This window comes from Martelella radicis (assembly GCF_014196625.1).
Taxonomy (GTDB): Bacteria; Pseudomonadota; Alphaproteobacteria; order Rhizobiales; family Rhizobiaceae; genus Martelella; species Martelella radicis.
In genome coordinates this window covers 727597-751089 of the sequence record NZ_JACIDZ010000001.1, presented here as the reverse complement: position 1 = coordinate 751089, position 23493 = coordinate 727597, and the positions used below count along the sequence as shown (strand labels likewise).

General features: G+C 60.8%; 27 protein-coding genes and 4 tRNA genes. 16 read left to right on the top strand and 15 right to left on the bottom strand.

What is annotated here, in order from left to right:
• The first annotated feature begins 79 nt into the window (after nt 1–79).
• Nucleotides 80–1006 carry a lipid A biosynthesis lauroyl acyltransferase gene (locus GGR30_RS03420; RefSeq protein ID WP_183482521.1) on the top strand — a complete coding sequence of 309 codons (927 nt, stop codon included), beginning with the start codon at nt 80–82 and terminating at the stop codon, nt 1004–1006.
• An 18-nt stretch (nt 1007–1024) separates the two neighbouring features.
• Here GGR30_RS03420 and GGR30_RS03415 read toward each other — a convergent pair whose 3' ends face one another.
• Nucleotides 1025–1510 (bottom strand): hemerythrin domain-containing protein, encoded by a 486-nt coding sequence (locus GGR30_RS03415; protein WP_183482519.1) that lies wholly within the window; start codon nt 1508–1510, stop codon nt 1025–1027.
• Nucleotides 1511–1729: 219 nt separating this feature from the next.
• Here GGR30_RS03415 and GGR30_RS03410 point away from each other — a divergent pair, with 219 nt between their 5' ends.
• Nucleotides 1730–3199, top strand: coding sequence for an MFS transporter (locus GGR30_RS03410; protein ID WP_183482517.1), 1470 nt, complete (start codon nt 1730–1732; stop codon nt 3197–3199).
• Nucleotides 3200–3265: 66 nt separating this feature from the next.
• Here GGR30_RS03410 and proX (GGR30_RS03405) read toward each other — a convergent pair whose 3' ends face one another.
• From proX (GGR30_RS03405) to GGR30_RS03390, 4 genes are all read right to left on the bottom strand, one after another.
• The gene (proX, locus tag GGR30_RS03405; protein ID WP_183482515.1) at nt 3266–4264 is read right to left on the bottom strand and encodes a glycine betaine/L-proline ABC transporter substrate-binding protein ProX; all 999 of its coding nucleotides are present in this window, start codon (nt 4262–4264) and stop codon (nt 3266–3268) included.
• A gap of 131 nt (nt 4265–4395) precedes the next feature.
• Nucleotides 4396–5403: a glycine betaine/L-proline ABC transporter substrate-binding protein ProX gene (gene proX / locus GGR30_RS03400; RefSeq protein ID WP_183482513.1), complete on the bottom strand. Its 1008-nt coding sequence runs from the start codon at nt 5401–5403 to the stop codon at nt 4396–4398.
• 114 nt (nt 5404–5517) lie between these two features.
• Nucleotides 5518–6429, bottom strand: coding sequence for an ABC transporter permease (locus GGR30_RS03395; protein ID WP_138749537.1), 912 nt, complete (start codon nt 6427–6429; stop codon nt 5518–5520).
• A 20-nt stretch (nt 6430–6449) separates the two neighbouring features.
• Nucleotides 6450–7694, bottom strand: a complete 1245-nt coding sequence (locus tag GGR30_RS03390; protein WP_183482511.1) for a quaternary amine ABC transporter ATP-binding protein — start codon at nt 7692–7694, stop codon at nt 6450–6452.
• A gap of 457 nt (nt 7695–8151) precedes the next feature.
• Between GGR30_RS03390 and GGR30_RS03385 the strand changes: the two genes are divergently transcribed.
• A complete protein-coding gene (locus GGR30_RS03385; RefSeq protein ID WP_183482509.1) occupies nt 8152–8778 on the top strand; it encodes a J domain-containing protein in 627 nt (208 codons plus the stop codon).
• Between the two features lie 39 nt (nt 8779–8817).
• Nucleotides 8818–10149 carry a dGTP triphosphohydrolase gene (gene dgt, locus GGR30_RS03380; protein ID WP_210287911.1) on the top strand — a complete coding sequence of 444 codons (1332 nt, stop codon included), beginning with the start codon at nt 8818–8820 and terminating at the stop codon, nt 10147–10149.
• 5 nt (nt 10150–10154) lie between these two features.
• Here dgt and GGR30_RS03375 read toward each other — a convergent pair whose 3' ends face one another.
• The 5 genes from GGR30_RS03375 to GGR30_RS03355 all read right to left on the bottom strand — a co-directional run bounded on the left by GGR30_RS03375 (nt 10155) and on the right by GGR30_RS03355 (nt 11895).
• Nucleotides 10155–10667, bottom strand: coding sequence for a VTT domain-containing protein (locus GGR30_RS03375; RefSeq protein ID WP_183482664.1), 513 nt, complete (start codon nt 10665–10667; stop codon nt 10155–10157).
• A 204-nt stretch (nt 10668–10871) separates the two neighbouring features.
• A tRNA-Glu gene (locus GGR30_RS03370) sits at nt 10872–10946 on the bottom strand.
• A gap of 81 nt (nt 10947–11027) precedes the next feature.
• A tRNA-Glu gene (locus GGR30_RS03365) sits at nt 11028–11102 on the bottom strand.
• A 112-nt stretch (nt 11103–11214) separates the two neighbouring features.
• Nucleotides 11215–11289, bottom strand: a tRNA-Glu gene (locus GGR30_RS03360).
• A gap of 165 nt (nt 11290–11454) precedes the next feature.
• Complete coding sequence (locus GGR30_RS03355) at nt 11455–11895, bottom strand: VOC family protein (RefSeq protein WP_183482507.1); 441 nt, start codon at nt 11893–11895, stop codon at nt 11455–11457.
• A gap of 165 nt (nt 11896–12060) precedes the next feature.
• On the opposite strand from GGR30_RS03355, the gene GGR30_RS03350 reads away from it, so the two are divergent.
• The 3 genes from GGR30_RS03350 to GGR30_RS03340 all read left to right on the top strand — a co-directional run bounded on the left by GGR30_RS03350 (nt 12061) and on the right by GGR30_RS03340 (nt 13446).
• Nucleotides 12061–12639: a cold-shock protein gene (locus GGR30_RS03350; RefSeq protein WP_183482505.1), complete on the top strand. Its 579-nt coding sequence runs from the start codon at nt 12061–12063 to the stop codon at nt 12637–12639.
• A 181-nt stretch (nt 12640–12820) separates the two neighbouring features.
• Nucleotides 12821–13300, top strand: a complete 480-nt coding sequence (locus tag GGR30_RS03345) for a DUF192 domain-containing protein (protein ID WP_183482503.1) — start codon at nt 12821–12823, stop codon at nt 13298–13300.
• 69 nt (nt 13301–13369) lie between these two features.
• Nucleotides 13370–13446: transfer RNA gene (locus GGR30_RS03340), tRNA-Pro, on the top strand.
• 21 nt (nt 13447–13467) lie between these two features.
• On the opposite strand, the gene GGR30_RS03335 is transcribed toward GGR30_RS03340, so the two are convergent.
• From GGR30_RS03335 to GGR30_RS03315, 5 genes are all read right to left on the bottom strand, one after another.
• Nucleotides 13468–14724, bottom strand: a complete 1257-nt coding sequence (locus tag GGR30_RS03335; RefSeq protein WP_183482501.1) for a site-specific integrase — start codon at nt 14722–14724, stop codon at nt 13468–13470.
• A gap of 184 nt (nt 14725–14908) precedes the next feature.
• Nucleotides 14909–15502, bottom strand: coding sequence for a hypothetical protein (locus GGR30_RS03330; RefSeq protein ID WP_183482499.1), 594 nt, complete (start codon nt 15500–15502; stop codon nt 14909–14911).
• On the bottom strand, nt 15499–15879 hold the full coding sequence (locus tag GGR30_RS03325) for a hypothetical protein (RefSeq protein WP_183482497.1): 381 nt from the start codon (nt 15877–15879) through the stop codon (nt 15499–15501). The genes GGR30_RS03330 and GGR30_RS03325 overlap by 4 nt, the downstream gene beginning before the upstream one ends.
• A gap of 33 nt (nt 15880–15912) precedes the next feature.
• The gene (locus tag GGR30_RS03320; protein WP_183482495.1) at nt 15913–16143 is read right to left on the bottom strand and encodes a hypothetical protein; all 231 of its coding nucleotides are present in this window, start codon (nt 16141–16143) and stop codon (nt 15913–15915) included.
• A 210-nt stretch (nt 16144–16353) separates the two neighbouring features.
• Nucleotides 16354–16968 carry a helix-turn-helix domain-containing protein gene (locus GGR30_RS03315; RefSeq protein WP_183482493.1) on the bottom strand — a complete coding sequence of 205 codons (615 nt, stop codon included), beginning with the start codon at nt 16966–16968 and terminating at the stop codon, nt 16354–16356.
• Nucleotides 16969–17661: 693 nt separating this feature from the next.
• On the opposite strand from GGR30_RS03315, the gene GGR30_RS03310 reads away from it, so the two are divergent.
• The 9 genes from GGR30_RS03310 to nusG all read left to right on the top strand — a co-directional run bounded on the left by GGR30_RS03310 (nt 17662) and on the right by nusG (nt 23448).
• Nucleotides 17662–18165 carry a hypothetical protein gene (locus tag GGR30_RS03310; protein ID WP_183482491.1) on the top strand — a complete coding sequence of 168 codons (504 nt, stop codon included), beginning with the start codon at nt 17662–17664 and terminating at the stop codon, nt 18163–18165.
• Nucleotides 18162–18383, top strand: coding sequence for a hypothetical protein (locus GGR30_RS03305; protein ID WP_183482489.1), 222 nt, complete (start codon nt 18162–18164; stop codon nt 18381–18383). Before GGR30_RS03310 ends, GGR30_RS03305 begins: the two co-directional genes overlap by 4 nt.
• A 72-nt stretch (nt 18384–18455) precedes the next feature.
• Nucleotides 18456–19022: a GcrA family cell cycle regulator gene (locus tag GGR30_RS03300; protein ID WP_183482488.1), complete on the top strand. Its 567-nt coding sequence runs from the start codon at nt 18456–18458 to the stop codon at nt 19020–19022.
• A 5-nt stretch (nt 19023–19027) separates the two neighbouring features.
• Nucleotides 19028–19798 (top strand): hypothetical protein, encoded by a 771-nt coding sequence (locus tag GGR30_RS03295; protein ID WP_246413548.1) that lies wholly within the window; start codon nt 19028–19030, stop codon nt 19796–19798.
• The gene (locus GGR30_RS03290) at nt 19795–20583 is read left to right on the top strand and encodes a hypothetical protein (RefSeq protein ID WP_183482487.1); all 789 of its coding nucleotides are present in this window, start codon (nt 19795–19797) and stop codon (nt 20581–20583) included. Before GGR30_RS03295 ends, GGR30_RS03290 begins: the two co-directional genes overlap by 4 nt.
• Nucleotides 20583–21644, top strand: coding sequence for a hypothetical protein (locus tag GGR30_RS03285; protein ID WP_183482486.1), 1062 nt, complete (start codon nt 20583–20585; stop codon nt 21642–21644). Before GGR30_RS03290 ends, GGR30_RS03285 begins: the two co-directional genes overlap by 1 nt.
• Nucleotides 21577–22071 carry a hypothetical protein gene (locus GGR30_RS03280; RefSeq protein WP_183482485.1) on the top strand — a complete coding sequence of 165 codons (495 nt, stop codon included), beginning with the start codon at nt 21577–21579 and terminating at the stop codon, nt 22069–22071. Before GGR30_RS03285 ends, GGR30_RS03280 begins: the two co-directional genes overlap by 68 nt.
• Entirely contained in the window at nt 22061–22810 is a 750-nt protein-coding gene (locus GGR30_RS03275) for a hypothetical protein (RefSeq protein WP_183482484.1), read from the top strand. The genes GGR30_RS03280 and GGR30_RS03275 overlap by 11 nt, the downstream gene beginning before the upstream one ends.
• Complete coding sequence (nusG, locus tag GGR30_RS03270) at nt 22807–23448, top strand: transcription termination/antitermination protein NusG (protein WP_183482483.1); 642 nt, start codon at nt 22807–22809, stop codon at nt 23446–23448. The genes GGR30_RS03275 and nusG overlap by 4 nt, the downstream gene beginning before the upstream one ends.
• The last annotated feature ends 45 nt before the right edge of the window (nt 23449–23493 follow it).

Here is a 23493-nt window from a genome sequence, read left to right as displayed (position 1 = left end):
CCTGAAAGAAAATCCTCGTTACAAGGCGGGCAGCGCGGATCACTCGCGCTGCCCGCACTCAATTCTGGATCTGGTTCCCGTGAAATCCTTCATCACCCGCATCGTTCTCAAAGCCCGGCAGTTCCAGCAGTGGCTGATTGCCTATCTGGTGTTCGGCCTGCTTTCCGTGATGAAGCTTTTTCCGGCGGACGGTTCGATCCGGTTTGCCGACTGGGCGATGCGCAAGATCGGGCCCCATACCGGCCGGCACAAGCTGGTGCTTGAAAACCTGCGCTGCGCCTTTCCAGACATGGAGGAGGCGGAAGTCGAGCGGATCGCGCTTGCCAGCTGGGGCCATATCGGCCGGCTCGCGGCGGAATATGTGTTTCTCGACGAGCTTTTCGATTTCGATCCGGAAAGGCCGGACGTGGGCCGCATCGAGGTGGCGGGCGTGGAACGTTTCATGGATCTGCTGGCGCTCGATAAGCCGTTCATCGTGTTCACGGCCCATACGGCGAATTTCGAACTGCTTCCGGTGGCCGCCGCATCCTTTGGCCTCAACGTCTCGGTTCTCTTCCGCCCGCCGAACAACCCCTATATTGCCGAAAAAGTGTTCCGTTTCCGACGCAAGCGCATGGGCGAGCTGGTTCCCTCCCATGCTGGCTCCGCCTTCGCGCTCGCCAGCGCGCTCGATGCGGGAAGGGGAGTAGGCGTCCTTGTCGACCAGAAGTTCAAGCGCGGATCGCCGTCGACCTATTTCGGCCAGGAGGTGCGGACCAACCCGCTACTGGCCAAGCTTGCGCGCCAATTCGACTGCAAGATCTTTCCCGCCCGCTGCGTACGGCTGCCGGACAATCGCTTCCGTCTCGAACTGGAAGAGGAAATGCCGCTTCCCCGGACGGAAAAGGGCGCGGTGGACGTGGCCGCGACGGCCCAGGCGCTGAACGACAAGGTGGAGACCTGGGTGCGCGAATATCCCGAGCAATGGCTCTGGTATCATGATCGGTGGAGCCGCCGGAAGCGGTGAGCGGCCGAGGCCGCCCGGCTATCGCAGGCGGCTTGCGACGAGTTCCTGTTCGAATGACAAATGGCGCCTGAGCGCGCCGAACAGGCCGCGCAGCATGTAGCCAACGGCTTCGGTATTGACCACGTCGCCGCTTGAAAGCCGACGCAGGACGTCTGTGACCTCCTCCGCAAAGCAGAGATCCTCGAAATGCTCGTAGCTCAGGCGGTCAAGGGCCTCGGCCGCAGCCCGGCCTCCAGTTGCCCGGCGGATTGCAGGAAAGACCTGCATTTCTTCCAGTTCCTGTGCCTTCTTGAGCGCAGGCACCAGTTCTTCGGACAAGGTCCGACACTCGCCGCGATTGACATTCGCGGGGAGCGAATCGGCAACGGCCTCCAGTGCGTCGCAAAGACGCCCTATCGTGGCATGAGCGGAGCGCAGCGCCGCACTTGCTGGGCCGTTTGTTTTCGGTATCGGCTGGGTCAATTGAGTGTCCAAGCAATCAGTCGCGAGGGTTTCGGCCGTCATGCGTTCCTCCCTGCTGAATCGACCGTTCGTGAGCCATTTGCAGACAAACGGCCCCCGCTTTCATTGACTTAGGTCAAGAATGGCCCTCATCGGTCTGCCGTATCGTCGCCCGGCCTCGAAGTTGGCGGCGTGAAGTTGGGAAAATGTCACGAAACTCACGAGTGCAGGGGCTAAATCATTCCCGTATAAGGTATATGAGCAAGCCGAGAGGAAAACTTCATGAATGAGATGCCGACCGACCAGCGCCGGCTCGACCGAGCACGGAGCGTTCAGTTCTACATCGACGAACGTCCGTACTGGATCGACGGGACGGAAGCGCCCCCGCCGAAGATGACAGGAACGCAGTGGCTGATCTGGTGGCTTTCGGTGGCGGGCAAGTTCTTCGAGGGCCTGGTCGTTTTCATGACCGGTGTTGCCATGCCGCTGATTGCCGCGGAATTCGGTCTCAATGCCACGCAGCATGGCATGGTCGGCTCGGCGTCATTGTTCGGCATACTCATCGGCGCGAGCGCGCTCGGCGGGCTTGCCGACCGGTTCGGCCGCAAGCGCGTTTTCATCATGGAGCTCGGGCTTTTCATCGCCTTTCTCACGGCCATCATCTTTACCCAGAGTTTCGCCTGGCTGATCGTTTGTCTGTTCGGCATGGGGCTGGCACTCGGCTGTGACTATCCGACGGCGCATCTGGTGATTTCGGAAAGCACGCCGTCGAAGACGCGCGGCGGGCTAGTGCTCTCGGCATTCGGCTTCCAGGCGGTCGGGGCCATCTTCGGCACGCTTCTCGGCTATATCATCCTGACCCTTGACCCCTCGATCGGCGCATGGCGGTGGATGTATGGCGTGGCGATCATTCCGGCGCTCGCCGTGTTCATCGGCCGGTTCTTCATTCCCGAAAGCCCGCACTGGCTCGCCGTGCACGGCCGGGGCAAGGAGGCCGAATCGGAACTACAGAAGCTTCTGAAACGCGTGCCGGCCTATCCGACCAAGGTCAGTGTCTCGGAGCCTCCGGAACTCGCGCGCAAGAAGTTGACCGGTTATCGCGCGCTGTTCCAGAAGCACAACATGCGTCCGCTGATCCTGTCGTCCGTGCCGTGGTTCCTGCAGGATCTCGGCACCTATGGCATTGGCATCTTCACGCCCACCATCCTGGCCGCGACCGTCGGCCACAAGACCGAACATGCCCGCAATGTCGCGGACCTGGTTCACAACGACCTGATCGCCGCCAAGGGGACGGCGCTGCTCGATCTTCTGCTTCTGGTCGGCATTATCGGCGCCGTGCTGCTCGCCGACCGCATCGGCCGTATCCGCCTGCAGGTCTTCGGCTTCATCGGCTGCGCCGTCGGCCTGTTCATCGCCGCGCAGGCAGGCAGCTATTCGGGCGCGACGCAGACAGCTCTGATCTTCACCGGCTTCATGCTGTTCAACTTCATGACCAATCTCGGGCCGAACGCCCAGACCTATCTGATCGCGGGCGAGGTGTTTCCGACCCATATCCGCGGCACGGGCGCGGGCTTTGCCGCTTCCTTCGCCAAGATCGGCGCCTGCATGACGGCCTTCCTGTTTCCGGTTCTGCTTGCCGATATCGGCACCACGGCGCTGCTCTACGGTCTGGTCGTGACCTCGCTGATCGGCGCGGTGGTGACCTTCTTCTTCCGCATCGAAACGCGCGGCATCAGCCTCGACGGCCGCTGACGTGACAGAAAAACCCGGCCCTGTCACCAGGGCCGGGTTTGTTCTTTTCGGATCTCTGTCTCAGGCTCAGTTGGCCGCTGCGCGGGCCGTCTCCAGCCAACCGTCGACCGCATCGCGGTTATCCGCAATCCAGGCGTCGGCCTGCGCCTCGATATCGTCGTCGCCCTCGATCATCGCCGCGTTCTGCTCGAAAATGTCTTCGAGCGGGATCGAGACCTCGGTCAGGATCGAGCCGATCGCCGGATTGGCCTCAAGCAGGTCCTTGCGCGCCACCGGCTGGATGTCGTTCGGTGGGAAGCCCATGTGGCAGGGGTCGGCGACGCAGGTCTCGAGCCCTTCGGCCGGCGGCACGGTCTCGACGCCCTCGACCTGGGGAACCGGGATCCACATCACATCCTCGCCCGCCTTCAGTTCGTAGCCGGTCCAGTTCGGCGTCCAGGCATAGTAGAGCACATGCTCGCCGGCATTGTAGGCAGCAATCGTGTCGGCCATGGCGGCGTTGTAGCCGGCCGTGGTCGTCGCGATGTCGTCATCCAGCCCGAAGTCCTCGAGCTGCTCCACGATGACGCGCTCGCACAGCCAGCCCGGCGGGCAGGAGACGAGGTCAGCCTTGCCGTCGCCATTGCGGTCGAAGGCTTCGCGCACTTCCGGCCGCGAGAAATCGGCGAGCGATTCGATGCCGAATTCCTCGATCGCCGCCTTGTCGACCATGTAGCCCTGCAGCGCGCCGGCATCGGCGACCATGCCGATCACCTCGGCCTGATCCTCGAAGATCGGCTTGTAGGTGTCCTGGGCGGGAAACCAGCCATTGACCCAGAGGTCGACGTCGCCCTGCATCACCGCCTGGTAGAAGGGCGGCACGTCGAGCGTTGTCGGGCCCTCGACTTCATAGCCGAGTTCCTCAAAAAGCTTGGTGTAGATTGCGGCCTGGAACCAGCCGCTGTCCCAGCTGGCGCGGGCCATCTCGATGGTGACGCCGTCGCCCGGCTCCTGAGCAAGGGCGGGTGCAAGGCCGGCCGTGCCGACCAGGGCGGTCACGGCGAGCGTGTGAATCAGCTTCTTCATGAAAATCTCTTGTCTGGAACTGTCCTGATCGGCTCGGGCGCGCGCCTGTTGAGCGGTCGCTGCCGTCGCCGGACAACAAAAAAGGCCGGAAGGCGGCCAAACCGTCCTTCCGGCCTCAAGATCAGCCGCTATCAGTTGGCGGCAGAACGGGCAGCTTCAAGCCAGGTGTTGACCTGGTCCTGATTGTCCTCGATCCACTTGGTGGCCTGGGCCTGAACATCGTCGTCGCCGTTGTTCATGGCCGAGTTCTGCGCGAAGATATCCGGCAGCGGGATCGATACTTCCTTGAGGAGCGCATCGACGGCCGGGTTGTCGGCGAGGAACTCGTCATTGACGACCGGGACGATGTCGTTGGCGACAAAGCCCATGTAGCACGGATCGGCAACGCAGGTGTCGAGACCCTTGGCCGGTTCCGGCAGGTCGACGCCTTCCTTCTGCGGCACTTCAATCCACATCACGTCCTTGCCGGGCGCGAGCTGGTCAACGGTCCAGTTCGGCGTCCAGGTGTAGAACAGGATGTGCTCGCCGTTCTGGTAGGCGGCGATCGCGTCAGCCATGGAGGCGGAGTAGCCGGCCTTGATCGGGTTGATCGAGTCGCCGAGATCAAAGTCTTCCATGTGCTGCGAAATCGTCAGCTCGCAGCCCCAGCCCGGAGGGCAGGCGACCAGATCGGCCTTGCCGTCGCCATTGCGGTCGAAGGCTTCCTTGACTTCGTCGCGCTTGAAATCGTCAAGCGTCTTGATGTCGAACTCTTCGATGGCCGCCTTGTCGACGAGGTAGCCCTGAAGCGCGCCGCCCTTGGCAACCGCGCCGTCAACCTTGGCCTTGCCCTCGAAGGTCGACTCATAGGTGCGGTGCAGCGGGAACCAGCCGTTGACCCAGAGGTCGACGTCGCCCTGCGACACGGCCTGATAGAAGGCCGAGGCGCCAAGCGTCATCGGGCCGGTCACGGTGTAGCCGAGATCTTCAAACATCTGCTTGTAGATTTCGGCCTGGAACCAGCCGGTATCCCAGTCGGCCTGGGCCATACGGATGGTCTTGCCGTCGCCGGGCTCCTGCGCGAATGCGGCAGTGGCCGGCACAAGGCTGGCCGCGCCGATCATCAGGGCAGCGGTGAGCTTGTTGAGGTTCTTGTTCATGAGTGTTTCTCCGTTTCTACGTGTTGCGGCGTCTCGCCTACGGGGAGGCAGGCGCGTCGCCTTGGCTACGGGATCGGAGATCCCTTGAAAGCGGCCCTCGGGCCGCCCTCGTGCTTATTCGGCGGCCTTTTTCTGGCCGCTGAAGAGTGTTCCCAACGCCTGACGGAAGGTCATCCGGTTGGGATCGGAAGGCTCGACGAGGCCCTGGGTGATGCGGTCGAGCACGATGGCCAGGACCACAATGCCGACGCCGCCGGCGGTCGCGCCGCCGACATCAAGTCGGCCGAGACCGGTGTTGACGACCTGTCCGAGGCCGCCTGCGCCAATGAGCGCTGCGATGACAACCATCGACATGGCGAGCATTAGGGTCTGATTCAACCCCGCCATGATGGTGCGCATGGCAAGCGGCAGCTGAACCTCGATCAGCGTCTGCGTGTAATTCGCGCCGAAAGCCTCCGATGCCTCGATCAGGTCCGTGCGCACATTGCGGATACCGAGATTGGTCATGCGGATGATCGGCGGCAGGGCAAAGATGATGGTCGCGATGATGCCCGGCGCCATGCCGACGCCGAAGAGCATCACGATCGGCACCAGATAGACGAAGCTCGGCACGGTCTGCATCACGTCGAGGATCGGCCGGACGATACGCCACAGCATGTCGCTGCGGGCAACGAGAATGCCGACCGGCACGCCGATGATGGTACAGAAGAACACCGATGTCAGGATCATGGCGAGCGTGGTCATCGTCTCCGGCCACAGGCCGATCAGGTCGACGAACAGGAACCCGAAGATCGTCACCAGCGCCATGGTCCGGCCGACGATGCGCCAGGCAAGAAGCGCGAAGATGGCGGTCATGGCCAGCATCGGCACCCATGCGAGGAAGGTGTCGAGCGCCATCAGAACCTGGTTGACCGGCACCTGGAGCGCGCGGAAGAACGGCCGGAAATTCGGGACGAGGAAGCCGCGGACGAAGTCATTGACCCACGTGTCGAACGGGATCGTGAAATACTGCGATGGATCTAGCAAATCTCTGGTCTCCTGTCGGCTTATTCCGAAGCCGGCTGGCTTGCAGCCGGTTTGTTTTTCTCAGCGTCGGTCTCTTCGGTCTCCGTTTCAGGCTCTTCCGGATCAGCGGCAAGCTGTTCGAAGATCTGATCCTGCGAGACCACGCCGACGAGCTTGCCGTCGTCATCGGTCACGGCCATCGGCACGCCCGCCTGTGCGGCGCCGTAGACTTCATTGAGGTAGGCCTCTTCCGGCACGGTCGGCGGCTCGGCAAACATGACGTCACGCACCGGCGTGTCGCGCGGACACTCAAGCGCATCCGAACGCATCAGCAGGCCCACGGGCACGCCGCGCTCGACCACATAGGCGAGGTCGGACTTGGCCTTGTCCATGACGCCGAGTGCGTCGCGGGCCGTGGCGTCAACCTTTACCCAGGCCGCATCGCTGGAGATGTCGGACACTTTGAAGACGCGGCTGCGGTCGATATCGGACACGAAGGCGCGGACATAATCGTCGGCCGGTTCGGAGACGATCTCCTGGGCCGTGCCCACCTGCACGAATGCGCCGTCCTTCATGATGGCGATGCGGTCGCCGAGGATCATGGCTTCGTTGAGGTCGTGGGTGATGAAGACGATGGTCTTCTTTAATTCCTTTTGAAGAACGATCAGTTCGTCCTGCATCTCGCGGCGGATCAGCGGGTCAAGCGCGCCGAAGGGCTCGTCCATCAGCAGGATTTCCGGGTCGTTGGCCAGGCCGCGGGCAAGGCCCACGCGCTGCTGCATGCCGCCGGAAAGCTGGCTCGGATAGCTGTTGGCATAGGCGTCGAGCCCGACCTTGGCGAGCGAGGCCAGCGCCTGCTTGTGACGCTCTTCCTTGTCGACGCCCTTGAGCTTCAGCCCGAAGGCGACGTTGTCTATAATCGTTTTGTGAGGAAACAGCGCGAAGTGCTGGAAAACCATGGTGATTTTCTGCCTGCGGACTTCCCTCAGCGCTTCCTTGCTGCAATTGGCGACGTCGACATCGTCGATCATGATCGAACCGGATGTCGGCGGGATCAGGCCGTTCAGCGTGCGCACGATGGTGGATTTACCGGAGCCCGAAAGGCCCATGATGACGAAGATCTCGCCTTCCTGGACATCAAAGCTCACATTGTCGATGCCAACGGTGACACCCGTGGCCTTGAAGATGTCTTCCTTGCTCTCGCCGGCGGCGAGGCGACGTGCCCCTTCGCCGCTGTCATCGTTGAAAAGCTTGGAAACGTTTTTCGCGGTCAGTTTGACAGTCATACCTCTTCCTTACTCGGCAACAGGGGAATGAGGGTCCCTGAGGCGTCCGATCTTCGGTTGTGCCTGCGCGCGGCCCGCGCGCGCCACGCAAAAGGGGCTCCAGAAGCGACGTTCGCATCCATCCGGACATGTCTCTCGCATCCGAGCGAAAGCGCAGGATCGGCAAACCGACCCGGCGAATGTCCGCGATACCCCAGGGCTCAAGAGAGCCCGACAAGGCCGCCTTGTCTGTTGTCAATTCAACGATCGAGCGGCCTCCGCTGTGTAGAATTATGGCGGTGGAATGTCAAATTTCCGGCGCCAAAGTGTCGTGCATTCAACCATGCCATGGAAATAGGGTGATTTTCGCCAATTCAAGGGGAAGGGGCGCCGGGCAGGCCGGCTTTCGGCTTGAACCGGCGGCGATGGCAGAGTAGTTCAGAGGGACTTTGATCGACACGGCGAGACGGGTAACATCTTGATCGACCCCTATGAAGTGCTTGGCGTAGACCATGATTGCGACGAGAAGACCGTGCGGGCGGCCTATCGTCGTCTGGCCAAGGAAGCCCATCCCGACAGCGGCGGCGACGAGGAACGCTTCGCCCGTCTTCAGGCGTCCTACGACCTGTTGAAGGACCCCGTCCGGCGCAAGGTCTTTGACGATACCGGCTATGATCCCGAGCTTGCCGACCCGAAGGACCTGAAGGGGCTGATGTTGCTGGAGCCGCTCGTCAACGAGATGATCCTCGACGATCGCGAGCCCGGCAGTTTCGATCCGGTTGCGGCAATGCGTCGCAAGCTTTCCGACGACATTCTGAAAAGCCGCTTCCACATCCTCGAGCTTGAGCGCCATCGCGCCCGCGTGCGCAAGCACATGGACCGGCTCGGCCGTCGCAAGCGCGACAGTTCGACAACCGACGTGCTCGGCTCCATGCTGCGCTCCAGAAGCGAGTCGATCACCGAGGCGATCCGCAATGCCGAGGACCAGATCGAGGCGATCGAGCAGGCCTATACCATGCTCGAGGGCTATGCTTACGAGCTTGAACGTGACGAAGAGGCAGAAGACGCGCCCGACGCGGACACCGAGGGCAAGGCTGCCGAATAGCGACGGCTGCAACGAAGCCGTGATAGCAAGGGAAATCTCATGACGACGATGGAATGGTCGAAACTGCTCGATCTCGAACGGTTGTTTCTGACCTCCTCGTCGGACAAGCCGCGCCGCCCCGCCTATGACCAGGATGCAGACCGCATCACCTTTTCGGCGCCCTTCCGGCGGCTCGCCAACAAGACCCAGGTCCATCCGCTCTACGATAACGACCATATCCATCACCGTCTGATCCATTCCGTCGAGACGGCGAGCGTCGGTCGCTCGCTCGGGCTCGAGGTCGGCTGGTGGCTGGAACAGGAAGGCAAGGTCGAGAAGGGCGGACAGGCGATCGTCGCCGGCCTCGTCCATGCTGCCTGCCTGGCGCATGATATCGGCAATCCGCCCTTCGGCCATTCCGGCGAGGCGGCGATCGGCGCCTGGTTTGCCGAAAAATTCGACCGCGGCGGTGGGCTTTTTGCTGACCGGGAAACCTGCTTCGCCGAGGAGTTCGAGGCCTTCGAGGGCAACGCCCAGGGCTTCCGCATCATCGCCGGGCTGGAAATGCACCGGCGCGGCGGCATGCGGCTGACGCATGGCACGCTCGGCGCCTTCCTCAAATATCCGGTGACGGCGCGCACCCGCCAGACGATCGCAGTGCGCGACAGCGGGCTGAAGAAATTCGGCGTGTTCGAAACCGAGCGCGCGGCGCTGGAGACCGTCGCCGCCAGAACCGGCCTTCTTGCCGGCGATGCGTCGGCAGGCTGGTGGCGACGCCACCCGCTGGTCTATCTGGTCGAGGCGGCCGACGACATCTGCTACAATATCCTCGATCTTGAGGATGCCTTTACCACGGGCGATCTCGGTTATGGCGACGTTGCGCCACTGCTTTCCGCCGTCGCCGGATTTTCACCGAAGGATGATCGCGGCGACACGCCCCAGGAAAAAATCGCTGTTTTGAGGGCGGTCGCGATCAACAAGGCCTTCGAGGCATGCAGCACTGCCTTTGCCGAGAACTACAATGCGATCATGGGCGGTCAGTTCGCCGGTGCGCTCGTCAGCGCCTCGGCGCAGGCAGATTCCTTCGCCACGATTGAGGCTCTTGCCAGCGAGCGTATCTTTACGTCTCCGCGCAAGACGGAACTGGAGGTGATGGGCCGCAATCTGGTACACCGCATTCTGGACGGGGTGCTACCCGTTCTGGAAGCGCTTGCCGAAGCGGATTTCGTCGAGGACCGGATCGACGGCTATCCCCGTCAGTTGCAGCGCGCCCTTGGCATAGACCTGCGGCATGCGCGCGATCCGTATTCCGCACTGCATACGCTGGCCGACTATGTGTCCGGGATGACTGACCGTTATGCGGTCAAGATCGATCGGATGATCCGCGGCTGAGGCGGCTACTTCATCAGGTCGTGGAAATGCGCGGCGAAGAAATCGCCGAAGACGAAGGGCGCTGCGGTCCACACGCTGGTCCACAAAAGCGCGCCGACGATGTTTGCCAGCAGGAAAGGGCGCCATGCCATTGCCATCATGCCGGCAACAATCCCGTTCAACTGTCTCAGAATCACCACGAAGCGCGCCCCGACCACGACGGCCGTCCCGTGTTTGTCGTAGAGCCCTTCGATCCATTCCCGTCTCTGATCGTTGAAGCCGATATAGCGACCATAGCGCTCGACGATTGTTCGACCGCCATAGCGCCCGATCGCATAGCCCGTATTGTCGCCGAGCACGGCGCCGATGAACACTGCCAGAAACACGCCCTCGATCGGCAACTGCCCGCCGGAGGCCAGAAGCGAGGCGCCGATGACGGCGCTTTCGCCGGGCAGGGGGGCGCCGAGCGATTCCAGATAGACGATGACGAACAGCGCCGCCACGCCGTAATGGCGCAGGTAGGGCTCGATCATCGCGATCGATTCGTGAATCAGATGCATGCCCGCTCCTCGTTCCGGGACAATGTCCTGGCGGTTTCCGACGCCTTCGCCGCTTTCGAAAGTGCGCGGTAACCTAATATGCAATGCCAATAAAGGGCGGGTGGCGCAAGGGGCAAGAGTGGCCCGATCCCTTGCTCGACAAGAGGGCGGCGGACAGGAGGCGGCAACAGAGCTGTGGATAACTGGTACGCCCTAGGGGAATCGAACCCCTCTTTCCAGAATGAGAATCTGGCGTCCTAACCGATAGACGAAGGGCGCATGCGCGGGACATGCGGCATGTGTTGGCGGTCGCCATCTCTGTATCACAGGGGTGGTTGCCGTCAGGCAGAAGAATATGAGTGGCACGCCCTAGGGGAATCGAACCCCTCTTTCCAGAATGAAAATCTGGCGTCCTAACCGATAGACGAAGGGCGCGCATCTCATGTTTGGCGAAATCGCTTTGGGCAATCCCGCCGGTCGGCGAAAACACGTCATCCGAAGCTGAGCCTCGGACCCATTGCAACACGATCTTGCGACCATGCGCGAATGGCACGCCCTAGGGGAATCGAACCCCTCTTTCCAGAATGAAAATCTGGCGTCCTAACCGATAGACGAAGGGCGCGTGCGTTCGCTGGGCGCCCTTATAATCAGGCAATAGAATTGCTGCAAGCGTAAAACAGCGATTTCTTCAAAAAATCGACATGTTGAAATGCCTGCTTCAGGCCCGCATGTAACTGGTTGATTTTAATGGGAAGATGCCGCGCGTTCTCGCGCGGCATCGCTTCTGCTACCAGCTGCCGGTGTTCGCCATCGATGCCCAGGGCTCTTTCGGCTCAAGCGGATCGCCTTCCTGCAATATCTCGATCGAGATACCGTCGGGCGAGCGAACGAACGCCATGTTGCCGTCGCGCGGCGGACGGTTGATGATCACGCCGGCATCGGAAAGCTTCTGGCAGAAATCGTAGATGTTCTCGACGCGATAGGCGAGGTGGCCGAAATTGCGGCCGCCGGCATACTCTTCCGGGTCCCAGTTATAGGTGAGTTCAAGTTTCGGCACATGTTCGCCATCGCCGTTTTCCAGGTCCTTCGGCGCGGCGAGGAAGATCAGCGTGAACCGGCCCTTGTCATTGTCGATGCGGCGCACCTCCTTCAGGCCCATCAGGTCGCGGTAAAAACGCAGCGATGCGTCGATGTCCGTAATGCGGACCATTGTGTGGAGATAGTGCATTGTTCTCTTCCCTGTTGTTTGTTCGCCGGTGGGCATCAGGATGGGGACGGGACCCGTATGGACGCGTTTTGCGTTTAGAACTTGCGGGAACCCGCAGTATGAATGTTATTCTTATGACAAGAATCAGTTAATTCGCAGCCGGGTTTTTTCAAGGAGCGGGGCGGTATGGCCGAAAGGTCTGAGGCAGAACGATACTCGGCCGGTGAAGAGGCGGGCACGGAAACCGATGAACTGCTGGAGGTCACCGGTTTCGTGAAGTGGTTCGATGTCGGCAAGGGCTTCGGCTTCGTCGTGCCGGATAACGGCATGGAGGACATTCTGCTGCACATCACCTGCCTCAGACGCGACGGTTACCAGACAATCCTGGAAGGCACCCGCGTGGTGGCGCTTGTGCAGAAACGCGAGCGCGGCCTTCAGGCCTTCCGTATCCTTTCCATGGACCAGTCGACCGCGGTTCACCCTTCGCAGCTTCCGCCGGTCAAGACCCATGTCCAGGTCGAGCCTTCGAGCGGGCTGGAACGGGTTCTGGTCAAATGGTTCAACCGCGAGAAGGGCTTCGGCTTCCTGACGCGCGGGGAAGGCACGGAGGACATCTTCGTGCATATGGAGACGCTGAGGCGCTACGGGATTACCGAGCTCGTGCCCGGCCAGAGCGTGCTGGTGCGTTTCGGCGAGGGGCCGAAGGGGCTGATGGCTGCGGAAGTTCATCCCGACATGCCGTCGCCGAACCGCAGCACGCACTAGGTTTTCGGCTGCCGCTTGTACGCAGGTCCCTCCAGCGAAGGTGCGAAGCCCGCGACATTTCTCAAGACAGGCAGATTTCGCTTGATGCCCGGCTCTATCTGGTCTCAGCTTTCGTTCACGTGAGGAAGCGCGGTCTGGACCAGCCTATGTATGGGGCGGGCCTTGCCTGAAAGGATGTGAGATGAAAAAGCCCATGCGCCGGAGAGTACTTGCTTTGCTGCTGTCGCTGTTCGCGCTTCTGCCTGCCGGCGCTGGCCTGGCGCAGGACCAGACGGTGCGGTTCCCGGTCTCCGAGCTGACGCTTCATACCGAGAACGGTGATTATCCTATTGCCGTCGAAGTCGCCACAAGTTCACCCCAGCGACAGCGCGGGCTGATGTTCAGAACCGAGCTTGCCCGAGATCACGGCATGATCTTCGATTTCGGCGTGGACCGTCCGGCTTCGATGTGGATGGCCAATACGCTGATTCCGCTCGACATGGTGTTCATCCGCGCCGACGGCACGGTCTCCGGCTACCACGAAAATGCCGTGCCGGGCTCGAAGGCGGTCATCAGTTCATCCGAGCCGGTGCGCTATGTGCTGGAGCTTGGCGGCGGTGAGGCGGCGGCCTACGGGTTGAAGTCCGGCGATCGCGTCACCGGCCCCGCGCTTTCTGATTAGGCGGCGCCTGTTTGCAAAAGCCATTTTCCTGTTGCGGCGCAAGGACCTTCAGTGTATCCGGACCGCAGTCGGAGTGTAGCGCAGCCTGGTAGCGCATCTGGTTTGGGACCAGAGGGTCGGGAGTTCGAATCTCTCCACTCCGACCACTTATCATTATGAAATTGCTATTATTTTTCATGCCCTGAAACTACGCGAAGTGTTCCTTGTGAGTGCATGGTGGGAGCAAGCAGGCTTTTGTGCGTGTGATTCTGCAGTTTCTGGATGATCATTTCCGTGGCGCGCATTGGGTCTTCCAGGTAGTCGGGGTCGAATTTTTCGTACCAGTCGGTCGTCCGGGAGCCTTCGGCAACAACGTGACCCAGCCATTTCGAGCGCTGCTCGCGTGAGACCTCGATGCCTGCGCGGCGCATGTTGGTCGCAATAAAGTGCCGGAGCGTGTAGCAGGTCATGCCAGGCATGCCGAGCGGGGCAAGCAAGCGACCGTCCTGGTCTCTCGGCTGCAAATCTTTTCCCATGGCGTTCAGCCGCTTTTCGACCGTATCCTGATATTGCCGGATTGGTCGGTCATCTCCCCAATGGTCCAGCCAGGCCGCAAGGCCAGTGGTCAGCCGAATCACCGGGCGCCGCTTTTTCGTCTGGCGACGGCCGGGCGGGTTGAGATCGATCGTTCCGCTATTGAAATCAACCTGGCCATCGACGCGGAGGTCGAAGATCGCCTCGTTTCTTGCTGCCGTGTTGAGCGCGATGATCACATAGCGAAAATCATCCTCGTGCTGGATGCGGTCAATCCAGCGGCCAAGGTCTTCGAAAGTTGGAATGTAGTCTCGTGGCCGTGACATCTCTCCGCCAACGTGATCGGCGATCTCCGACTGATTGCAGAAAATCGGGGTGGCTGAGGTCAGAAGTTGAACCTCCTGTTTCTCGTCTCCGACCGCGACGATCTGCGGAATGGCGGCAAAGTTGACGGCGGCACGAACCGAAATCATGTAGGTGGTGATCGATTTCGGGCTCAAACCGTTTTCGCTGCTCATGTATGCCCACATGCGCTGCTGATTGAGACGGGTGAGATGGGCCACGGTCGGGTGTGAGCTGAATGTTTCGGCAGCTTCCAGAGCGAGTTCTGCCGCCCTTCTTGCGGCGCTTGCAGCGCGTGGTCCTTTGGGTTCGGCCTTATGCTCCAAATAGTGGGCCATAACATCAGCGATGCTGACGGCTTCCGGTGCGCCGCGCGAAGCGCCGGCACTGCCGAGGATATCGATCAGCTCCTCTTTTGCTTCCTCAATATCCTGCGCCTCGAGCGCTCTTCGCTTAACCTTGCGGGTTCGCTGATCATACCAGTATCGATAGAAACCGACGCGGCCGGGCTCTTCACCGATCCACTGTCCGCGGTATTCGAACAATCTTGGCTTTCTTGATGCTGCCATACCATTTCCCTACCCAGAGCCGTTTCGATGTCGCCAAGAGGATAAACCAGCTTTCCTTCCTTGCCACAGAAAAACCGGATGTGGCCTTTCGTGCGCCAGCGGCTGACGATGTGGGTCGACAGCCAAGGATATTTGTTTAAGAGCGTGTCCTGATCGATCATGTCTTCAAGCTGGATCGTATCTGTCATTTGCCCCTACTCCACATTTCGAAGTCCTGAACAATCCCTCGCCATCGCGACGCGGCGTCGGGATCTGAGTTGAGCGCCGCACGGCTGTCTATAGCGAGGACGGATCTCACGCGCGTGGCAGCCGTCTGTTCTGTGGCAGCGTGCGGCAGATCGTGTCTTTCAATCAAAAACTGTCTAAAGGCAGTGTCGGCGCATTTCATGGCGCACTCGGCGGCATAGTCCTTCGTGAGCTTGCCGCCCTTTGTTTCCAGTGCTTGCCTTAGCCGCTCTATCTCGCGGCGACGCTCCGCATCGCGACGCGCCGCTGCATCCAGCATGCCGATCAGATCAGCCGGGATATCGATGTGTCGACGGATCAGTTCGCGGTTGTCTGATGGGCAGGACGGCGGAAGCGAGCAGATGATTTCCGGCTCGTCCGGTCCGGATACCTCTAGGTGCATGCCTTCCGTGTCGGCCATGACGTCAGCAAGTGGGGCGGCGCTGGTGACTAGCGCACGATAGCTTTCCAGACGTTCGCGCGCTGAGCGTCGATCGGTTATGGAATGCCTTGGCGAGGCGCTGTGCGAAAGTGAAGCAATCTGGGCGCTCATGGTGTATCACCATTGTGAGCATCTATACTCGCCATGATCCGGGAAACCATTCCGTGCTTGCCTAGAGTATCATCGAAGCGGCGCCAGCGAAGGTCGTCTGGATCGAATAGTGCATCAAAAGTCCGTTCTGAAGGGTCGAGGTCAGCGGGCAGAAAACCACCATTTGGAAGGGGCGGTATCTCGCTAAAGCGGGTCTCGGATGATTTTGCAGGATCAATTCCGGTTGGTGAGATCAGGCCGCCGGGCTTTAGCTTCGCGTATTCGAAGAACTCGGGTTCTTCGATCTCGTCCACGACATCCCAGATTTGGTCGAGACTGCCCCAGACGATGCCATGTAGCTTCTTGGTTTCTGATGCCCTGATCAGATAGACGCTCATCGTAGCCTCCATTCGCTATGCTGGCAGTGGTGTTCAGTTGCCAAGGATGGAAATCGCCAGGACAGCGGTGATGCTCATTCCGCAGCAGAGGCCGACTACGAAGCCGAGCCACGATGCCGTTCGCTGTCCCGCCGCTTGGAGAGATTTGACTTCGGCATTCAAAGGGCGGGGTAGGTTGATGTTCGAAGATGAAGATTTGTCAATCAACCATCGTCTATCGCAGGGATCATTTGTAACAGTCATGCAGATGGTGAGCAGCTTCATAGTTGTTCCTTCCCTTCGCCGAGAGGTAAAGCACACGCCAGCGGGTCCGATAAGAGAAGGATGCAACATGCATAAATATGCTGTCAACTAAAATATGCTTATTGCATATTTTTTGATAATTGATAACGCTCTGATGTCGGACGCGCGGTAAAGCAAGGGCCTCACAATGACAAAGGCACCTTCCTCTGATGAGGCATTCTGTGGTTCTGGTTAGCCGGGGAAGTCGTATAGCGTTCGCCGAACGCGCCCAATGATTGTCAGCGGAGAGCGCGGATAGATAGCCTTATGGTCCCGGTTCGTGGATTCCGGTTCAAGACGCTCAGGATCTTTGCGGTATCGCTTGTAGGTAGCTTCCCCATCGTCCGTGGTGACAACGTAGAATGCGCCGTCAACGGCTTCACGCTCGCTTCGGTTTACAAAGATCAGTGAGCCGGGAGGGGAGAATAGGTCCATGGAGTCTCCCTGCACACGTATAGCAATCCAGTCACCGTGCGGCAGGCCACCAGCGGGAATTGTCACAAACTCATCGGATTCGACGTAGCCATTTGGTGGGCTGAGTTTTCCAGCTTGGGTGAATGAAACAATTGGAACCGTCGGACCGGGCCCATCGCCTTCTCCGGTTAAGAGCCACCCTTCGCTTACGCGAAATGCTTTAGCGTATTTTGCTGCTGCTCGGCCAATACCCCTGATGCCTTGCTCGTGCTGCTTATAGGTTGGGTACGACCAGCCAAAATAGTCCACCGCTGCTTTGGCGGAGCGAAAGCCTCGTTTTTTACGGGCCGTTTCTAGTCGAATGGCCGCATCGGGTCGCAGGTCTGGATCCATGATGTGCATTTTGCATAATATATAGATGCGTTTCGACTTGACTGGAGTAGATGCGTTATGCATAACATGGGCTATGGAAAGTGCGCGGAATGCAAATCAGATCCCGAGACTACGAAATCGGGCTCAAGTCATTTTGATTGATTATTCCGATGTTGGTTTAGCTGCGGCTTTGCGGAGCGGCAATTTTGGCCTGCGATCATTAGGGGCCAAGCAAAAAGGGTTTCGCTTTTTTGGAAACGGTGGCTCCCCAATGATCCTGACACCTCTCTCCATATCCCCCCAATCCGCGTGTGTCCAAAGATCCGCGCGGACACCTTGCCGGTTTCGTTCCGGTGAAGCCGTGCCAATGTCCTTGCGTCAGGCACGGCCTTTTTCTTTTCCTGACATCCGACTCCGCGCGCGCAGAGCCACATCTCCCGTGGCCTGTTGTAGCGCGCGATGCACGGGCAGTCTTCGGGCTTGCTTGTGCCGGGTGCGCCGGAGCAGGGCTTGTGGGAGCCTGCTTCGGCGCTGCTGTGAATTGCGCTCGCAGGCTGCAGCACTCCTGTCATCCTGTCCTTCCCGACTGCACCCGCCCTAGCGGCTTTGTTCGACTGATCCGACCCTAAACCGCGATCCACCCTCCCGCCATGGGAAACGACGCCGGGCCTTTCCCGGCGCGAATGTCTTTTTGTGTCTTCGAAAGGGAAAGACATGGCCGAAGAACCTGCAATCGATCCGTTCATCCTCGCTATCCGCTGTGCCCAGCGTGACCTGATCCGCCGGGCCGGCGGGATTGAGCGCGTGGCCCTGATCACCAGCCGTTCAACCAGTGCCGTCGGCCGCTGGAACGGCAAGCGTGAGACCGACATCATGCCGATCCCGGTGGTGCGGATCCTGGAAGAGGATACCGATGCGCCGCTGGTGACAGCGGCAATGGCGTCTGTGACGGGGCGCAGGCTTTCCGGTTCGGGAGAGCGGCGTGAACGCGCGCTGTCGCTGATCCAGTGCCTTGCCGGTGATCAGGCGAGTGAAAGCGATCTGACCGGAACCATTCTGGAGGCGCTGTCGGATGGCCATGTGACGCCGACGGAAGCCAGGCTTTGCCTTGAGAAGCTTTCCGACAAGGAGATCAGTCATGACCGGCTGAAGCGCTGCCTGATCGATGCGATTGCCGGCGGTGGTCTGGATGTCCTCAAGGGGAGGGCAGCACGATGAAGGGCGCCTTTCCCTTTGCCGAAGCACCCTCACACCGGGTGATGCCAGGCGAGATCAGACTGCGGCCGGATGCATGGCTGCCAGTGCGTGATTCTCAGACCATCCGGATCCTCCAGACCATCGATCCCGATCAACTGAGCGAAGACGATATGGATGCGCTGTGCATGGAGGCTGTCGAGGCGGCGGTCGACTGGCGGCGAAAGCCACGGTTCAGCTGATCGTTCCGCTCGGGTGTCCCGCCGCTTGTTTTGGCAAAGGGGCGGGCATCCCGAACGGAACGGAGAGGCTGGATGACACGCTGGAACCCTGAAGCGCTTGATCGGATGGCGAAGATGTATCGCGGAGGCGAGACGCTTGCGGTGATTGCTGCCGCCTTTGATGTCTCGCGCGGTGTGATTGCCGGGCTTGTCTCGCGCAATCCCGAACGCTTTCCCAAGGGGGCATTTCCCCGCAAGCCGGGCCCGCCGAAGAAGCCGGCAAGTGAGACGGCAAAGGCAGCACAGGTCGGCAAGACCACAAAGAACGGGAAAGCAGGGCGAGGGCGGATCAAAGCGCCAACGCATCAACAGCCTGCATACCCGACGGCAGAAGAAGAGGAGCTGGCAGCCGCGCGCCGGATCGAGGCACGCCGGCGTGCAGCCATCCGTGCCTATGACACCCGGCATATGCAGCTTGCCGGATCGGAGACGGTTCCGTTCATCGACTGCGGCGAATTCCAGTGCCGTATGATCATCACCGGTGGCGAGGATGCCCTTGGTCCCGATGCACCATGTTGCGGCAGACCGGTAGCAGAGGGCTCTGCCTACTGCCCGCAGCATCTGAAGCTGATGTACCGGACACCGGGGAGGGCGGCATGAACGGGATGGCTAGGACTGACAGCGCCAGTGCAACGACTGCCGTGATCGCGGCAGATCATCCGATGCGGATCCTGATCGGCTGCGAGACATCCGGCATGGTGCGCCGTGCCTTTGCCGCACGCGGCCATGATGTCTGGTCATGCGACCTTCTTCCGGCCGAAGATGGCAGCAACCGGCATATCGTTTGCGACATCCGGGATATCCTTGATGATGGCTGGGACCTTCTGGCGGTCATGCATCCGCCCTGTACGCGGCTTTGCAACAGCGGGGTGCGCTGGCTTTCCGGACCGCCGACCAATCCGCCAAACGAGGCAACGGCAGAAGAACGGCAGGCATGGCCGGTCCTTTCGACGGAAGAGCGCCGCGCCATCATGTGGCGGCTCCTGGATGAAGGGGCCGATCTGTTTGCTGCCTGCTGGAATGCGAGGATCGAGAGGGTTGCCGTCGAGAACCCGGTCATGCACCGGCATGCCAAAGCCCGTATTGCCGGCTATGAACCGCCGGCCCAGACGGTCCAGCCCTGGTGGTTCGGCGACAGGGCCTTCAAGGCCACCTCGCTCTATCTGCGCGGCCTGCCGAAGCTGATGCCGACAGACAGGCTGACACCGCCGAAGCCGGGAACGGATGATCACAGGCGCTGGTCGATCGTGCACCGCGCGCCACCCGGAACGGACCGTTGGCGTCTGCGCTCGAGAACATATCCGGGCATCGCCGATGCCATGGCAGAGCAATGGGGCGGTCATGCCGGCAAAGCCATGCAGGAGGCCTCCGCATGAGCCACCTATCAGCACAAACAAAACCAACGCAAGCCGACGCCCAACATATCCGCCACTTCGAACGCACTGGCATTGCCAGCGGCAGCAGCCGGGTATCGGCACTGCGCATTGTCTGTGGCTGCTGTGAGGCGGCGGGCTATGTGCCGGCCACGGCAGCGCTGAGGCAGGGAGAGCCGGCGGCGGCGATTGCGGCCTTTGGGGCCCATGGCTGGCTGGTCGGTGCGACACCGGCCGAGGACCGCTGCCCGGCCTGCAGCCGCAGATCTTCTTCAGACAGGAAACAGACGACGAAAGGAGCCGGCACGATGGCGGCAGGACCGCGCAAGACAACGGCAAAGGCGGCAACGGCAAAGGCCGCAGCAAAGACGACAGCGATCACCGCCTCGCCAACCCCGACCGAGGCTCCAGGTATCCAGGCTGACCTCCCGCCGCAGATGGGCCGGGATGATCGCCGGATCATAATGGAGAAGCTGGATGACGTCTATGGTGACAATGCCTATGGGGGCTCATGGACGGATACGACGGTGGCCCGTGACCTCAACGTTCCCCGGGCATGGGTGAGCGAGGTGCGAGAGGCCTTCTTCGGGCCTGAGGGCAGCAACCCGCTGCTGGATCGCTATGGGCAGGAAAGGGAAGAATTCGAGCGTCTTCATGCTGGCTTCATGGCCGCCCGCAAGCGCCATTGCGAGGCGCATGATCAGCTGGTGAAGATGGCGATGGACATCTCGAAGAAGGCCGACGAGATCAATCGTCTCGGCAAGCGGGTCGAACGGGAACTCGGCTGATGTCTCAGGTTGCCGCACTCATTGCCGATATGGTGCGTGCCGGGGTCGATGCCGATCTGATCGGCCGCACGGCTCAGGCACTGGCCGAACGCGAGCCTGTGTTTGTCGGACCCGACGACAGCACCGGAACGGGTGTCGATGACGCTGGCAGCTCCTGTGGAGAGGCCGGCGCATCACGGCGTGCGCGCAACCGTCGCTACTATGAACGGCGCAAGGCGTCTGAACAGCGTCTTAAAACCACCGATTCAGACGCTACTAAGAAGCTTTCAGACGGGATTAAGACGCTAGACGGGCAGGTTAAGACGGCTTCAGACGGTTTTAAGACGCCTGCGTCTGAATTTAAGACGGTGACGGGTTTTGCTGGCGAGCCGGCAAAAGAGAACACCCCCCATACCCCCCAAGAGAAAAATTCCCCCCTTAAAGAAAAGGCCCCTAAAGGGGCCCAAAAGAAAGTTCCCCCCGAACCGGCGGACAAGGGTTTGTTCGAGGCAGAACCCGAGGCCGATCTCAGCGCCAAGCCGGACAGGGCAGGGAGGGTCGGAGCTTCCGAAGCCTTCGATGCAGACGAGGCAACTGATGCCAACCAACAAACCGGGTCATCCTCAGCCTCGACAGGCACAGACCGCAAACGCCGCTCCCGCCGTCATGGCGGTGACATCACCGGCCTGACAGCCGAGTTCGACACCCATGTCTGGCCGCTCTACCCGCAGAAGGTCGCCCGCAAGACAGCGGCAAAGGCCTGGGCCTCGGCACGCCAGCGCGCCGACTTCGACACGATCATGGAGGGACTGAAGCGCTACGTCGCCAAACGCGATGACAGGCCGTGGTGCAATCTCTCGACATGGCTCAATCAGGACCGCTGGACCGACAGGCCGGCAGCCGCACCAGCCAGAGCGCCGCCATCCTCCTCCGGCAGGCAATCACGCTCCGAACAGATCCGGGACCACAACAGGCGGGTCAGCGAAGCCCTCCACAAGCGCATGAGGCAGGACAATGGCAACGCAACTGCAGACATCATCGACATCGACAGATCAGACTGGACGGTTGAAGGCAGCGCTTGAACCGGCTGAAAGCTACCAGTCAGACCTGATGCTGACAAAGCTGATCGAACGCGGCTTCGTGGTGCCAGACAGTATCGACCCGGATATGGCGCCTGAGCTTTATGCCGAAGTGCTGTGCGGCAAGCCGATCGCCGCCATGCGCCGTGTGTTCGAGAACCTCAGGCTTGGACGCTATGAGCGCTATCGCTCCTTCCTGCCCAAACCGGCAGAGCTTTCCGCCATGATCGACGAGGCCGCCCGCCATGACCGGGAGATGCTGGTGCTGGAGCGGGAACGGCTGAAGGCCATGGAAGAGCGCAGGCGTCTCACCAGACAGATGAGCGAGGAGGAACGCGAACGTCGCCGGAAGAAGGCAGCCTCCGTCAGGGCGATGCTGGCCAATGCTGCAGCAGCCCGCATGGTCAAGGAGGAAGCCGATGAACACTGAGAGCGATACGTCAAGCCGGAAGACTGTCAGAAAGGCCTTCCTCAAATTCTACCGGCAATGGCCGACCTTTGGCGATGACAGTGATGAACGCGCCTTTGCCGAATGGCAGGCGCTTCAACATTCAGAGCGTGAAGCGGCTGCCTCCCTGCTGCCCGCCTTTCTCAGCTTCTCGGCGATGAAGGGACAGACGGTGAAGTTTGCTGCCAGCACCTATCTGAAGGAACGGCGCTGGCAGGAGGTGCCGGAAGGGATGGAGGCAACAACAGGCCCGTCGACTGCCGCGACCTTCGGCAAGGCATGGATGGCCGAACGCTTCATCCGGCTTGCTGATCCCTGCGCCCGGCTTCCACCGCTGACCCGCTTCCAGGAAAGCCAGATTGCCGATGGCAGGGCAGACCGCAAGGCACTCTGGCGCGAGCGCATGCAGAAAATGGGCTGGCCTGCCGTCAATGCCATGCATGAACAGGCCATCCGCTATCCCGGACGCGGTGTCAGGGTTTCCCCGCAAACCGTGCTGCTTGGTGCAGACTTCGAGCAGGTGAGGGTGGATGGCAATCTCTGGCGGGCATGGGAGGCGGAGCATCATGCCCATGGCTATCCATGGCTACCCGATACGGGACGGGTGGAATGGGTCTACTTCCCGCCCATCCCTGATGAGGACGGACCGAAGGCGGCGCTTGCTGCCTTCTTCGACAGGCTGGAACGGATCGGACGGACAAGCGGGGCAGCAGCACAATGACACGGGATATGACGAGCCTTGAGGCCGAACTCGGCAAGGACAGCCTTCGGCGTCTGGAACGGGATGCAGCCCTCAGACGCATGCGGCTTGATGAGCAGCATGCCCTGACGGAAGCCCATGACCAGGCGACATGGTATGTGGCAGCGGTTCATCCGGGCCATGAGCAGCAGGTGGAGACGGTTCTGAAGGACATTGGCGCCGAGGCGCTTGTGCCGATGCGCAAGGGCAAGCAGAGGCGCAGGCGCGGGCGGATGCTGCCGGTCAGGGACGAAGTGCTGATGACCGGCTATGTGCTTGTCCGCTTTGTCAGCACGGCGAGGGCGCTCAGAGGCCTGCTGAGGCTTGATCATGTCATCGCCATTCTCGGTGGCTGGGAGACGCCTTACCCTGTCTCAGATGACAAGGTGGCTCAGATCATGCGCAAGGCCGACAATGGCGACTTCGATTATGAGCGCCACAGCGATGTCATGGTCGCAGCCGGCGACCGGGTGATAATCGGCGACGGGATCTTCGAGGGACAGGTCGGCACGGTGGTCACGGCCAACAGCAAGGGCAAGGGTGATGTCGTGGTCGAGGTTGATCTGTTCGGCCGGCTGACGCCGATGGTCGTGCCGCTTGCCGTGATCGGCAAGGTGTGAGCCAATACGCCTGACGGTCGAAGATGATCCCGTCGGGATCTCGGC

Bases quoted from the DNA above. Each gene is read 5' to 3' on its own strand.
- GGR30_RS03335 (WP_183482501.1), bottom strand. From the start codon at position 14,724: ATGGCAGCATCAAGAAAGCCAAGATTGTTCGAATACCGCGGACAGTGG.
- nusG (WP_183482483.1), top strand. From the start codon at position 22,807: ATGACACGGGATATGACGAGCCTTGAGGCCGAACTCGGCAAGGACAGC.
- GGR30_RS03410 (WP_183482517.1), top strand. From the start codon at position 1,730: ATGAATGAGATGCCGACCGACCAGCGCCGGCTCGACCGAGCACGGAGC.
- GGR30_RS03355 (WP_183482507.1), bottom strand. From the start codon at position 11,895: ATGCACTATCTCCACACAATGGTCCGCATTACGGACATCGACGCATCG.
- GGR30_RS03285 (WP_183482486.1), top strand. From the start codon at position 20,583: ATGTCTCAGGTTGCCGCACTCATTGCCGATATGGTGCGTGCCGGGGTC.
- GGR30_RS03300 (WP_183482488.1), top strand. From the start codon at position 18,456: ATGACACGCTGGAACCCTGAAGCGCTTGATCGGATGGCGAAGATGTAT.
- GGR30_RS03280 (WP_183482485.1), top strand. From the start codon at position 21,577: ATGGCAACGCAACTGCAGACATCATCGACATCGACAGATCAGACTGGA.
- proX (WP_183482515.1), bottom strand. From the start codon at position 4,264: ATGAAGAAGCTGATTCACACGCTCGCCGTGACCGCCCTGGTCGGCACG.
- GGR30_RS03305 (WP_183482489.1), top strand. From the start codon at position 18,162: ATGAAGGGCGCCTTTCCCTTTGCCGAAGCACCCTCACACCGGGTGATG.
- GGR30_RS03345 (WP_183482503.1), top strand. From the start codon at position 12,821: ATGAAAAAGCCCATGCGCCGGAGAGTACTTGCTTTGCTGCTGTCGCTG.
- GGR30_RS03350 (WP_183482505.1), top strand. From the start codon at position 12,061: ATGGCCGAAAGGTCTGAGGCAGAACGATACTCGGCCGGTGAAGAGGCG.
- GGR30_RS03310 (WP_183482491.1), top strand. From the start codon at position 17,662: ATGGCCGAAGAACCTGCAATCGATCCGTTCATCCTCGCTATCCGCTGT.
- GGR30_RS03390 (WP_183482511.1), bottom strand. From the start codon at position 7,694: ATGACTGTCAAACTGACCGCGAAAAACGTTTCCAAGCTTTTCAACGAT.
- GGR30_RS03275 (WP_183482484.1), top strand. From the start codon at position 22,061: ATGAACACTGAGAGCGATACGTCAAGCCGGAAGACTGTCAGAAAGGCC.
- GGR30_RS03330 (WP_183482499.1), bottom strand. From the start codon at position 15,502: ATGAGCGCCCAGATTGCTTCACTTTCGCACAGCGCCTCGCCAAGGCAT.
- GGR30_RS03315 (WP_183482493.1), bottom strand. From the start codon at position 16,968: ATGGATCCAGACCTGCGACCCGATGCGGCCATTCGACTAGAAACGGCC.
- GGR30_RS03415 (WP_183482519.1), bottom strand. From the start codon at position 1,510: ATGACGGCCGAAACCCTCGCGACTGATTGCTTGGACACTCAATTGACC.
- GGR30_RS03325 (WP_183482497.1), bottom strand. From the start codon at position 15,879: ATGAGCGTCTATCTGATCAGGGCATCAGAAACCAAGAAGCTACATGGC.
- GGR30_RS03295 (WP_246413548.1), top strand. From the start codon at position 19,028: ATGGCTAGGACTGACAGCGCCAGTGCAACGACTGCCGTGATCGCGGCA.
- dgt (WP_210287911.1), top strand. From the start codon at position 8,818: ATGACGACGATGGAATGGTCGAAACTGCTCGATCTCGAACGGTTGTTT.
- proX (WP_183482513.1), bottom strand. From the start codon at position 5,403: ATGAACAAGAACCTCAACAAGCTCACCGCTGCCCTGATGATCGGCGCG.
- GGR30_RS03290 (WP_183482487.1), top strand. From the start codon at position 19,795: ATGAGCCACCTATCAGCACAAACAAAACCAACGCAAGCCGACGCCCAA.
- GGR30_RS03320 (WP_183482495.1), bottom strand. From the start codon at position 16,143: ATGAAGCTGCTCACCATCTGCATGACTGTTACAAATGATCCCTGCGAT.